This is a genomic window from Mycobacterium sp. 1165178.9, assembly GCF_001673555.1.
Taxonomy (GTDB): domain Bacteria; phylum Actinomycetota; class Actinomycetes; order Mycobacteriales; family Mycobacteriaceae; genus Mycobacterium.
This window is the reverse complement of record NZ_LZMB01000277.1, coordinates 1-11,595: the sequence shown is the minus strand read 5'-3', so window position 1 is coordinate 11,595 and position 11,595 is coordinate 1. Positions and strand designations below refer to the sequence as shown.

The window sequence follows — 11,595 nt, the reverse complement described above, 5'->3', positions numbered from 1 at the left end:
CTGCGTGAGTTCCTCGGTCCGATGATCACCGGCCTCGACGACTATCCCTTCGGCAAGCTGACCGAACGCTACGAGTGGGTGGCTCACAATAACAGCAACTGGAAGATCTTCGCCGACGCCTTCCAGGAGTACTACCACGTGCCCTCGCTGCACTCCCAGCAGGTGCCCGCCGAGGTGCGCGACGCCAACGCCGGATTCACTTGCGGCCATTTCCAACTCGACGGGCCGCACCGGTTGGTCTCCACGGCCGGGCGACGCCGCTGGCTGCTGCCACCGGAGTACATGTACCCGATCGAGCGGGCCACGCGCAGCGGGCTGGTGGGACCGTGGCGAACACCCGACATCGGGGAACTGCCGCCAGGGCTCAATCCCGGGGGCATCGAGCCCTGGGGCATCAGCAACTTCCAGATCTTCCCGAACATCGAGATCCTGATCTATGGCGGGTGGTATCTGCTGTACCGGTACTGGCCCACCTCACACAACACGCACCGATTCGAGGCGTACACCTACTTCCATCCGGCGCGAACCGTGCGGGAGCGCATCGAGCACGAAGTCGCCTCGGTGGTGCTGAAGGAGTTCGCTCTGCAAGACGCCGGGATGCTCGGCGGGACGCAAGCGGCACTGGAATACGGCATCGTCGACGAGTTTCCCCTCAACGACCAGGAGATCCTGGTGCGCCATCTGCACAAGGTCGCCGTCGACTGGGTCGAAGCCTATCGCCGCGAACAGGATTCGGTAGGAGTGTGACGATGCAGACCATGCTGCCCAGCGCTTTCGCCGAGCTGGAGGACTACGCCCGAACCTGGTGCCTGGCAACCGAAACCGAGCGCTGGAACGCCCGAGTGAACGCGTCGATGCCCCAGCTGCGCGACTTCTACGACGCGTTCTTCCCGCGCCTTGAAGAGGCGATCGACTACTGCGACAAGTTTCCCCTCGACAATGTGCCCGACGATGCGCTGAACCTGCTGCACATGATCTATTCGCTGATCATGGTCGCCATGGCGGTGGAGATCATGCACCAACCCGCCCCGGTCGACGCCGCCGACGCCGTCATGATCCGCACCGGCGGACCGGTGCCCTAGGCGCTACACCCGGCGCGGGCGCACCTACCTCACTTTTGAAAGAAAGGAGCGACCATGAGTCTGCTCACCGTCACCAAACTCACCGAGTCCGTCGGCGCCGAGGTCGCGGGCCTGGAGCCGGCCGCGCTGGCAAGAGACGACTCGGTCGGTGCAGCGGTGCTGGATGCGTTGGAAGACAACGGGGTTCTGGTCTTTCGCGGTCTGCAACTCGACCCGGAGGCCCAGGTCGGATTCTGCCGTCGCCTGGGCGAGATCGACCATTCGTCCGATGGGCACCATCCGGTGCCCGGCATCTACCCGATCACTCTGGACAAGTCGAAGAACGCCTCGGCCGCCTACCTGAAGGCGACCTTCGACTGGCACATCGACGGCTGCACGCCGCTGGGCGACGAATGCCCGCAGAAGGCCACAGTGTTGTCGGCGGTACAGGTCGCCGAATGGGGCGGCGAAACAGAATTCGCCAACTCGTACGCCGCCTACGACGCCCTGACCGACGAGGAGAAGGAGCGGTTCGGCGCCCTGCGTGTGGTGCACTCGCTGGAGGCTTCCCAGCGTCGCGTCTACCCCGACCCGACGCCGGAACAGGTGCAGCGCTGGCGATCCCGGCGCACACACGAACACCCCTTGGTGTGGACGCACCGCAGCGGCCGTAAATCGTTGGTACTGGGTGCCTCCGCGGATTACATCGTGGGCATGAATCTCGACGAGGGACGCGGCCTGCTGGACGAACTCCTCGAGCGCGCCACGGTGCCGGACAAGGTCTACAGCCACAGCTGGTCGATCGGCGACACGGTCATCTGGGATAACCGCGGGGTGTTGCACCGCGCCGCTCCGTACGACCCGGATTCACATCGAGAAATGCTGCGCACCACCGTGCTCGGCGACGAGCCGATCCAATAGCATGACCGCGGCCGACCGGCATCCGCTGCGCCTGACACCGTTGCCCGCCGACGAGTGGGACGAGCGAGCCCGCGACGCGCTCGCGTCGCTGATCCCGACCGAGCGGGCGAATCCCGTTGGCGCGGGCAATGTTTTATCCACAATGGTCCGCCACCCCGGCCTGACCGCGGCATACCTGCCGTTCAACGCCTACCTGCTCACCCGATCGACCCTGTCGCCCCGGGTGCGCGAAGTCGCGCTGCTGCGCGTGGTGCACCGCAGCAATTGCGGCTACCTGTGGTCGCACCACATCCCGATCGCTCTGCGCGCCGGCCTGACCGATTCCGAGATCGAGGACATTCGGTGCGGCCGCTGCGCCGACCACGCCGACCAGGCGGTGATCCGGGCCGTCGATGATCTCACCGGTGACAGCACGATCAGCCAACCGACCTGGAAGCTACTGGGCGACTTGTTCACCGAGCAGCAATGCATGGATCTCACGTTCACCATCGGCGGATACCTGTTGCTGGCGTTGGCCGTCAACACGTTCGGCATCCAGGAAGAGCGTGGTTAGGCGCGCCCAGGCGATTCAGGCGCGCGGCACCGGGGCCGCCGACCCATCAGGTGACTTTCGAAAGCGCTAGCAGTGCAGCTAGCGCATCCGCGAGTCACCTCATGGTTGGTCCGTGGTGCTGTTGTGACGTCTGGGCGCTAGTCCTGGCGGGATAAGGCGGCGCGCGGGCACTCGGCGATGGCCTTCTCGACCAGCGCCTCCTGGGCGGCGGGCACCGGGTCGGCGGTGACCACCGCGTAGTCGTCATCGTCGAGCCGGAAAACATTTGGCGCGATGTTCACGCAGTAGGCATTGCCTTCACACCGATCAAGATTCACCACCGGCCGCATGAAGATCCTCCTTCGAGTCTCGCACGAGGTTTTCACAATTGAGGCTGTGTAAATTCTAGTATGCCGCTTCTCAGTGACCTCTCAGTGGCGCGGCCTTACGCTGAGATTCTGGTTCCGGGAGGTCGATGATGAAGATCGCGTCCGTCATCGCCCGCCAATTGCTGGACTGCAAAGCCCGGCCGCTGCTCGAGGTCGAGATCACCACGGATACCGGCGTCGTCGGCCGCGGCGCGTCACCGACGGGCAGTTCGGTGGGTTCACACGAAGCGTTCGTTTTGCGGGATGGGGATCGAACCCACTACAACGGGCTGAGCGTGCGCCGCGCCATCGCCGCCGTGACCGACGAAATCGCCCCCGCCCTCATCGGCGCGGAACTCGATGACCCCCGCTCCCTGGACCGGGTCATGATCGACCTCGACGGCACGCCGGACAAGCACCGGCTCGGCGGCAACGCGATCTACTCCACGTCGATCGCGCTACTGCGGGCGGCCGCCGCCGCGGCCGGCACACCCACCTACACCTACATCGGCGCACTGCTCGGGCTCGAACCACCGGCCACCGTCCCGGTGCCCAGCTTCAACATGATCAACGGCGGTCAGTACGGCGATGTCTGCCAGAGCTTCAGCGAGTTCCTCGTCGTGCCCTACCGCGCGGAGTCGATCGAATCCGCGGTCGAGAAAGGCGTGAGCTTGTTCGAGACGCTCGGCGAGGTGCTCACCGAGCGCCTGGGCCGCGCACCGATGCTGGCGTCGTCGTACGGATACATCGCACCGTCCAGCGACCCACACGTGGTTCTGGAGGTGCTGGCCGACGCCGTCGAGCGCGCCGGCTGCGCCGACATCATGGCGTTCGCCCTGGACTGCGCGTCGAGTGAGGTGTACGACAGCGATTCTGCGACATACGCATTCAATGGTGAGAGGGTGACCGCGGAGGCGTTGATCGACTATGCACGGGCACTATCGCAGGAATTCCCGATGCTGTTCATCGAAGACCTGCTAGACGGGGATGACTGGGCCGGATTCGCCAAAGCGGTGCAGACGGTGCACCGTTCGATCATCCTCGGAGACGACTTGATTGTCACCAACCCTGCCCGCTTGCAGCGCGCCGTCGAGATGTCCGCCGTGGACGGGTTCATTCTGAAGCCCAACCAGGTCGGAACCATCGCCGAAGCCCTGGACTGCTTCGAATACGCCAGGCGGAACGCCGTTTTGGCCATCCCTTCGGGCCGCTCGGGCGGCGTCATCGACGACGTGGTGATGGACTTGGCCGTGGGCTTGGGGGCGCCGTTTCAGAAGAACGGCGCACCGCGGTCGGGTGAGCGCATCGCGAAACTCAACTTCCTGCTGCGCGCTGCCGAGGGCATCCCGGATTGTGCGTTGGCGGACGTGCCGGCATTGGCACATTTCTGAGCGCGTTTCAGAGTCAGCGGCCGGCGACCACGGCCAGCTCGGCCGCCACGGCGATCCCAGATACCGCCAAGACGATTGAAAGTGCCACCCAATCCGCCGGTTTCGGTCGCGACGGGGCTGCCGAGATCTGGCCGGTGCCGCCGCGGGCGGTGATCGCATCGCCCATCTCGTCGGCGCGCCGCAGTGTCACCGTGATGACCGCGACGACCACGTCGACGACGTCTACCGCCGGACTTCGCAACCGGGCCCAGCGGCTTTGTGGCCGCCGCTTGGGCCGCAACCGGCGGGCGGCGAAGAGCACCCGGAACTCGTCGATGAGCATCGGGAAGGTGCGCAGCGCGAGCGCCAATGCGACCGACCAGTCATCGACCGGGATCCGGAACGGTCGCAGGAAGCGACCCAAAGTGGCCACGGCCGGGGCGACCTGGGCGACATTGGTCGTCCACGACACCAGCCCGCCCAGGGCGACCAACACCACCGACAACGCGGTAATGCGCAAAAAGTCCAGCAGGCCGCCGAAGCCGAGCGACACCGTGCCCAGCTGGATCCTCGGACTTCCGCCGGCGATTGCCGCGTTGACACCCACGATGGCCAGCACGATCCACAGCCAGCGCGGCACCGACGGCAACACGCCCCGGGGGATGCGCGCGAGCCTTATCCCCGCCCCCGCCAGCGCGGCGCTGAGTCCGATAGCCACCCAACCCGGAAAGAATGTCAAGAGCAGCGAAATACCAAACACAACAAGCAGTTTCGTTCCAGCCCACAGCGTGTGTATGGGTGAGCTGCCCGGCACCGGCCGCAGCAACACGACCGGGCGCCGGCGCCGGCCCGGGTGCTTCGCCGGAGCGGCCGCAGCCGCCGTATTGCTCTGCGCCGCAGCCGGTACCGCCTGTAACGACCCGTCCCGCAGGTGCAGGGTGCGCGGACACAGCTCCTGAAGCCCGGCGAAGTCATGCGAGATGACGACGACCGTCAGGCCGTCGTCACGGCGTCGCTCGGCGAGCAACTCGACGAGCCCGCGTTGGCTGGCGGCGTCCAGCCCTGCCAGCGGCTCGTCGAGGATCAACACCCTCGGCGATCGGGCCAGCAGCCCGGCGAGCACCACGCGACGCATCTGGCCACCGCTGAGCTGGTCGATGCGCCGCTGCGCCAGCCCGGGCTCTAGGCCAACCGCGCCCAGCGCTGCGGTCACCCGGGCGTGATCGGCGGGCGAAAACCCGGCCGCCGAAGCCACTTCCAGGTCGACCCGGCAGCGCATCAGCTGCAGCCGCGCCGCCTGAAATTGCAGCGCGACCGCGCCGACCTGGTCAGCAGTCGGGCGCCCGTCGAGCAGGCATGAGCCGGTTGCCGGCTCGGTCAACCCGGCCATGATCCACGCCAGTGTCGACTTGCCGGAACCGTTTCCGCCGTGGATCAACAGCCCGTCACCCTGGTGCACCGCGAAGCTGACATCGCGCAGGGCGGTCTGAGCCCACGGCGTGCCGCCGGCGTATTCGTGTCCAACGCCGACGAGTTCGAGCACCGGTGCGCCGGAGTCGACGCCGGCCGACAGCGTCGGCGCCGGGGCGGTCGCGGTGTGCACCAGATCGGTTTCCACCGACGAATCACCGAGATTGATTGCGCGCCCAGCGTATTCGGCCTCGTCGTTGTAGTGGGTGATGTGCACCAGCGCCGTCTGGTGGCGCTCGGTCAGGCCGGACAACACCGCGAGCAGTTTCTCACGGCCCTGCCGGTCGACCATACTGGTGACCTCGTCGGCAATCAGCAACGCGGGCTCGCGCGCCAACGCCGCGGCCACGGCCAGGCGCTGCAGTTCCCCGCCGGACAGGCTCCCGGTGTCGCGGTCGGCCAGTGCGGCCAGGCCGACCTCGTCGAGTAGCCGGGAGATGTCGGTGGTCTTGCCCGGCGGCAGTCCCCAGACCACGTCGTCGGCGACCCGCGTGCCCAGAACCTGACTCTCCGGGTGTTGCATGATGACCGCGGTCCCACCGAGTTCACCGAGCCCCACCGCCCCGGGACGGTCGACCGTGCCCGAGGTCGGTTCGCGGCCGGCCAGGATCAACATCAGCGTGGTTTTCCCGGAACCGTTGGCGCCGGTGACAGCGATATGTTCACCGGTACGCACGTCGAGGCTGACCGCGCGCAACGCGTCGTGATCCGCGTGCGGGTAGCGCAGGCGCACCTGGTCCAGTCGTACCGGCACAGGCCGGATCGGTCCGTCGCCGGCCAGCGCGTCCAGCTTGTGCACATCGGGAATCCCGCGTAGCCGCTCCAGCACCCGCGACAGCGCCCACCAACCGACCAGCGAGGCACCCACGATGACGAAGACGGCGTACCCGAGAGCGAGCCACTGCCAGTAGTGCAAGGCCTCGGCGAAGAACGCCTTGAACTGTTGCGCGCTTGCGCGCAGCTGTGGCACCCGCGACACGACCGTGCAGGCGCCTTCCACGGTGGCGCTGGCGGTGTGGAAGGCGAGCTGCCGGAACCGGGTCAAGACGGTCAGCGCGCCGACTATCCCGGCGCCGACGACGATGGCCGCGCCGAAGGACACCGCTATGACGGTGGGCGTTCCCCGGCGGTGCCGCTTGATGCTTCCGGCGAGCCCCCCGACATAGGCGCACAGCCCGATCGCCCCCAAACCGCTGAGGCCGACGACCAGGAAGCCGATCACACCGGCGGCGACGGTCGCGGTGATCAGAACCCGGATCCGGTACCGGTAGGCCAGCAGCCCGGTCGGCACGCTGCCCAGCAGCCCGAGCCCCCCACCGTGGGGAATGATGACCGCGATGATGGCGATCGCCGCGCACAGCGCGCCCATCACCGATGCCTGCGCCATTTCGCCGGGACGCAGCGATCCGGCACGCTTTCTCGGCATCGCAGCGCCGCGCCCTTTCACGACACGATTATGCCCGTCGCCGGCGGCGCGCCCTGAGTTCTCTTATCAGATCTTCAGGTAGCCCTTGTCGGCGGGAATCTGCGCGGCCGTCACAAGCGAGGACGCGTCGCTGGCGAGCCACAAGACGATGTCGGATACCAAGTCCGGGTCGGCGAGTGAGTCGGTGGGCAGCGCACCGGGGGAGAAGCTGTGAATGTAGGTCTGGTTGTCGGCGAATAACTGCCACATCGAAGGATCGTTGGCCATGGGGGTGTCGGTGCCGTACGGCGGTCAGACGGCGCGGATCATCTCACGCGGCGTCGTCGTCGACATGTGAGCACACTGACGAGATGTGTTCGGCCCGGTCAACGATTCGTCAAATGCGGGTCAGGGCTGCGGCAGTGGGCGGGCACGCACCAGCGTCGGCCACCAGAACCACGGCCCCAGGATCCGCAGGATGGACGGCACGACAAACGAACGCACGATGAGTGTGTCGAGCAACAGGCCGATGCACACCGTCGAACCCACCTGGCCGATGGTTCTCAGATCGCTGGTGAGCATGGCCAGCATGGTGAACGCGAACACCAGACCGGCCGACGTCACCACACCACCGGTGCTGCCGAGCGCGCGGATCAGACCGGTGTGAATCCCGCCGTGCAGCTCCTCTTTGACCCGGTTGATCAACAGCAGGTTGTAGTCCGATCCGACGGCTACCAAGATGATGAACGTCAGCGGTAGGACGAGCCAGTGCAGGTGCAGGCCGATGAGGTGCTGCCAGACAAGGATGGACAGGCCGAAGGCCCCCGCGTAGGAGAACGCCACGGTACCGGGAATCACCAACGCCGCCACCAGACTTCGCGTGATGAACAGCATGATCAGAAAGATCAGCACGAAGGCGGCGATCGCCGCGATCAGCAGATCCGACATCGCGTATTGCTTGATGTCCTTATCGTTGGACCCCGAACCGCCGATGTAGACCCGGGCGCCGGCCAGCGACGTCTCCTTCAGGATCGTCTTGATCGCGTCGGGGAACTGTTGGACATGCTCCACACCTTCGGGGCCCATCGCGTCGCCCTCGTGGGTGACGATGAAGCGGGCCGCCTTTCCGTCGGGCGACATCATCAGCTTCATGCCCGCCTTGAGGTCCTCGTTGTCGAAGGCTTCGTGCGGGATGTAGAAGAAGTCGTCGCTGCGGGACTTGTCGAAGTCGTTGCCCACGTTGATCGAATCGTCGTAGGTCTGCTCCGTTTGGATGGACTGCAGATCCGCCGACCCGTAGCTGTTCACCAACTTCGACTGAAGGGCTTCCGTGTCGTCGGCGGTGGCTTTCAGTTGGGCGATGATCTGTGGAAACGCCTTGTCCACCTCCACGAGGGAGATCCTGGCGTACTTGATGTCCTCGGCCAGGTGGTCGATCTGGTCGAGGCCGTCGAACAACGATCTGAACGACCAGCAGATCGGAATGTCGAAACAGTGCTTCTCCCAATAGAAGTAGCTCTTGATCGGGCGGAAGAAATCGTCGACGTTCGCGATCTCCTCGTTGATCTCGTTGCTGACCCTTTCCAGGTCCTCAACGGTGAGCACCGTCTGGTGCAGTTCGTCGGACACCTTCTGGAAGAAGCCGATCTCCTTGCGCAACACCGAGACGGAGTGCGCCTGGATCTCGGCCTGCGCATCGGTGTTCGAGTTCTGTTCCCTGTTGAACGGGAGTTGTTGCCCGTTGCCGCTGCCTTGCGTGGTGAAGAGGTAGGGAATGCTGGCGTGCTCGAGCGCCCGGCCCAACGGCCGCGTCATGCCTTGCACCATCGCCACGCCATGCAGGCGGATCAAAGCCCTGGCGACCCGATCCAGCGAAATGAAGTCGGCCGAGTTGCGCATGTCGTGGTCGGTCTCGATCATCAGCATCTCGGAGAACAACTTGCTCTTGGGGAAGTGCCGATCGGCAGCCTGAAAACCCAGATTCGCGGGCGCACTGGCCGGCTGGTACTGCCGATCGTCATAGTTCTGCCGGTAGCTCGGCACGAAGATCGCCCCAAGCAGGACGATGGCGGAACTGGCCACCAGGATCGGCACCGGCCATCGCACGACGCTCGCCCCGATGCGCCGATAAAGATATCCCTTGGCGCTGGTTCTCGGGTCGAACATCCCGAAAAGGCTGCCGACGGTCAGTACCGCCGGGCCCAGCGTCATCGCCGCAGCAATGGTGAACAGCATGGTGATTGCGACGGCTGGCCCCATGGTGTGGAAGTAGTTGAGGCGCGCAAACGTCAAGCAGTAACACGCGCCGGCGATGGTCAGGCCAGACCCGATAATGATGGGCGCGACACCCTTGTAGGCGATGTAGAAGCTGTCCTCCCGGCTTTCGCCGGCCTGTCGCGCCTCGTGATATCGGCCCATCAGGAAAATGCCGTAATCCGTTCCCGCCCCCAGCGTTAACGCGATGACGATGTTCACCGCGAACGATGAGAGTTCGATGTACCCGTAATGCCCGAGGGTCGAGACAACGCCCTTCGCGACGAGCATCTCGATGAGGACTCCGAGCAGGGGCACCAACAGGATGGCGGGGCTGCGGTACACAAGCAACAGCATCACGAGGATGAGGATGATCGTGACGATCGTGACGTTGTTCAGACTGGCATTGGCGATGGCGAGTGTGTCGGAGGCCAGCGGAGCCGCGCCGCTGACAAAGACCTTGAGCCCGGGTGGCGGTGTGTCATTCTTGATGATGTCGCGGACGGCATCCACGGACTGATTGGCTTGAATTTGGCCGATGTCACCGGCGAGACGCAACAGCACATAAGTGCACTTGCCATCAACGGATTGCGCCCCGGCCGCGGTGAACGGCTTGCCCCACAAATCCATCACGTACTGGACGTGCTTGGTGTCGTGGGCGAGGCGGCGCATCAAATCGTCGTAATACCGGTGATCCTGGTCCGCCAGTGGCCGGTTCGCCTCGAACACCACCATGGTCAGGTTGGTCGAGTTGGACTCGTGGAACTTTTCACCGATGTGCAGCAGCGCCCGCTGCGAGGGCGCGTAGTGCGGCACCATCGGCCCGGCAAGCTCCTCTGCGACCCGTTCCACTTGGGGCATAAAGGTATTCGTGGTAACCGCGAGAAGACCCCAAAAGAAGATGATCGGTATCGCCAAAGCGCGGACCATCCGGGGGACGAAGGGACGTTTGACCCGGGACTCGTCGAGGCGATGCTCGGTCATGCCGACTTCACCCTGCACTGCACGTCGGCGTCCTGATGGTCGCCCGATTGCTCGTCGCGGATCACCCCGTCCACCAGCATCCGGCAACCCACCTGACCGCCATGAACGTGCACCGAGATGCTGCCGGATGCCACCGTGAGCGTGGTGGTCTCGGTGTGGGACCAGGGCAACGACGTGATATCAACCTCGTGCGGATGGCCGTCGATGTCGACGTAGACGAGTTTCCCGCCTTGCCCGGCGGAACCGAACACCTCATAGGTAATCCGTTTGAGGTTGAACTCCTCGGGTGCCTGCGGACCGTTGACGGTGATGACCGGCTCCGGTTCGGAGAACTGATGCACCTTGTACATGCACAACAGACCCACTCCTACCGCGACGACGGCGACCAGCGGCATCCAGATTCGTGAAAGGACGGTTTGCCCGACTGAACGAGGGCTCATTCGATCACCTCGCGCGACCCGGTTCGGACATCATGTTCGTGCCCCCGCTCTCGCCCTTCGCGCCCCGCCAAATAGTAGACGGTCATGTGCCCAATTGACACATCATTGTGCAAAGACCAGGGATACCGCAACCGCAGGCGACCGGGAAGGCCCGCCGGCGCATGCGCCTGCCTCTGCCCGCACAGAATGCGTTCGTCAGGAGACTTTTTTCAGCCGCCGCCTCAACCCTGCGTGGCGGCGAATCTGGATGGCCAGGTTCGTCGAGGTCAACATCGGGATCACTCCGAGGAACGTCCGCTCGGAGGGCGTGGCTCCATGTAAGTGGTAGAGGCTGCCGAACACATAGAAACAGCCCAACATGAACAAAGCCCCGGGGATGCAAAGGGTCAGCAACGAGCCGCGATCAGCTACGAGTTGCTTTGCGTAGCCCAACTCCTCGCGCGACATCGGTTCGCCTTTGCGCACCTTGTGCACTATTGCTTTGGCGCTCCCGATGTGTTCGCTGACCGGAGCGGTCGTTCGGCGCTCCAATCGATTGACGTATACGGCAGCGACTGCGGCCAACGTCAAGGCCAGTACGACGCTAAGTGCGGTCAGCAGACCATATAAAGAAGAACTCATTTTCCGGTCCTTGCTTCGCCGTGGGAACTACCGAAGGCTCGCGAAGAACGCTACCGCACTCGATCGCGCCCCGACGTCAGTGCTTTCCGGAGTGATCGGACTTCGGGGGCGGGTCCGATTCCGGTGGTGGCGGCGACTTCGGGTTCTGATCGCCCCGGATGCGGTCAAGT

At 64.8% G+C, this 11,595-nt stretch carries 10 protein-coding genes and 1 pseudogene; 5 read left to right on the top strand and 6 right to left on the bottom strand.

What is annotated here, in order from left to right; translation table 11 throughout:
- From A5652_RS12040 to A5652_RS12025, 4 genes are all read left to right on the top strand, one after another.
- On the top strand, window positions 1-747 hold a 747-nt coding region (locus tag A5652_RS12040), incomplete at its 5' end, for an RHO alpha subunit C-terminal catalytic domain-containing protein (RefSeq protein ID WP_255361831.1).
- Window positions 744-1,082, top strand: a complete 339-nt coding sequence (locus tag A5652_RS12035; protein ID WP_067350998.1) for a hypothetical protein — start codon at window positions 744-746, stop codon at window positions 1,080-1,082. The genes A5652_RS12040 and A5652_RS12035, both read left to right, overlap by 4 nt.
- Before the next feature lie 54 nt (window positions 1,083-1,136).
- Complete coding sequence (locus A5652_RS12030) at window positions 1,137-1,982, top strand: TauD/TfdA family dioxygenase (protein ID WP_067350994.1); 846 nt, start codon at window positions 1,137-1,139, stop codon at window positions 1,980-1,982.
- 1 nt (window position 1,983) lies between these two features.
- Window positions 1,984-2,535 (top strand): carboxymuconolactone decarboxylase family protein, encoded by a 552-nt coding sequence (locus tag A5652_RS12025; RefSeq protein ID WP_067350991.1) that lies wholly within the window; start codon window positions 1,984-1,986, stop codon window positions 2,533-2,535.
- Window positions 2,536-2,672: 137 nt separating this feature from the next.
- On the opposite strand, the gene A5652_RS12020 is transcribed toward A5652_RS12025, so the two are convergent.
- Complete coding sequence (locus A5652_RS12020; protein WP_067350987.1) at window positions 2,673-2,864, bottom strand: ferredoxin; 192 nt, start codon at window positions 2,862-2,864, stop codon at window positions 2,673-2,675.
- 125 nt (window positions 2,865-2,989) lie between these two features.
- Between A5652_RS12020 and A5652_RS12015 the strand changes: the two genes are divergently transcribed.
- Entirely contained in the window at window positions 2,990-4,273 is a 1,284-nt protein-coding gene (locus A5652_RS12015; RefSeq protein WP_067350984.1) for an enolase, read from the top strand.
- 13 nt (window positions 4,274-4,286) lie between these two features.
- On the opposite strand, the gene A5652_RS12010 is transcribed toward A5652_RS12015, so the two are convergent.
- The 5 genes and pseudogenes from A5652_RS12010 to A5652_RS11990 all read right to left on the bottom strand — a co-directional run bounded on the left by A5652_RS12010 (window position 4,287) and on the right by A5652_RS11990 (window position 11,425).
- Window positions 4,287-7,148, bottom strand: a complete 2,862-nt coding sequence (locus A5652_RS12010) for an ATP-binding cassette domain-containing protein (RefSeq protein ID WP_067350981.1) — start codon at window positions 7,146-7,148, stop codon at window positions 4,287-4,289.
- A gap of 66 nt (window positions 7,149-7,214) precedes the next feature.
- Window positions 7,215-7,436, bottom strand: a pseudogene (locus A5652_RS12005) (SDR family mycofactocin-dependent oxidoreductase); the annotation flags it as partial.
- A 99-nt stretch (window positions 7,437-7,535) separates the two neighbouring features.
- On the bottom strand, window positions 7,536-10,364 hold the full coding sequence (locus tag A5652_RS12000; RefSeq protein ID WP_067351001.1) for an RND family transporter: 2,829 nt from the start codon (window positions 10,362-10,364) through the stop codon (window positions 7,536-7,538).
- A complete protein-coding gene (locus tag A5652_RS11995) occupies window positions 10,361-10,804 on the bottom strand; it encodes an MmpS family transport accessory protein (protein WP_197513931.1) in 444 nt (147 codons plus the stop codon). The genes A5652_RS12000 and A5652_RS11995 overlap by 4 nt, the downstream gene beginning before the upstream one ends.
- Before the next feature lie 195 nt (window positions 10,805-10,999).
- Window positions 11,000-11,425: a hypothetical protein gene (locus tag A5652_RS11990; RefSeq protein ID WP_067350971.1), complete on the bottom strand. Its 426-nt coding sequence runs from the start codon at window positions 11,423-11,425 to the stop codon at window positions 11,000-11,002.
- Window positions 11,426-11,595: the final 170 nt, after the last annotated feature.

Excerpts from the sequence above, each read along its gene's own strand:
- A5652_RS12030 (WP_067350994.1), top strand. The coding sequence starts at position 1,137 with ATGAGTCTGCTCACCGTCACCAAACTCACCGAGTCCGTCGGCGCCGAG.
- A5652_RS12025 (WP_067350991.1), top strand. The coding sequence starts at position 1,984 with ATGACCGCGGCCGACCGGCATCCGCTGCGCCTGACACCGTTGCCCGCC.
- A5652_RS12020 (WP_067350987.1), bottom strand. The coding sequence starts at position 2,864 with ATGCGGCCGGTGGTGAATCTTGATCGGTGTGAAGGCAATGCCTACTGC.
- A5652_RS12015 (WP_067350984.1), top strand. The coding sequence starts at position 2,990 with ATGATGAAGATCGCGTCCGTCATCGCCCGCCAATTGCTGGACTGCAAA.
- A5652_RS12010 (WP_067350981.1), bottom strand. The coding sequence starts at position 7,148 with ATGCCGAGAAAGCGTGCCGGATCGCTGCGTCCCGGCGAAATGGCGCAG.
- A5652_RS12000 (WP_067351001.1), bottom strand. The coding sequence starts at position 10,364 with ATGACCGAGCATCGCCTCGACGAGTCCCGGGTCAAACGTCCCTTCGTC.
- A5652_RS11995 (WP_197513931.1), bottom strand. The coding sequence starts at position 10,804 with ATGAGCCCTCGTTCAGTCGGGCAAACCGTCCTTTCACGAATCTGGATG.
- A5652_RS11990 (WP_067350971.1), bottom strand. The coding sequence starts at position 11,425 with ATGAGTTCTTCTTTATATGGTCTGCTGACCGCACTTAGCGTCGTACTG.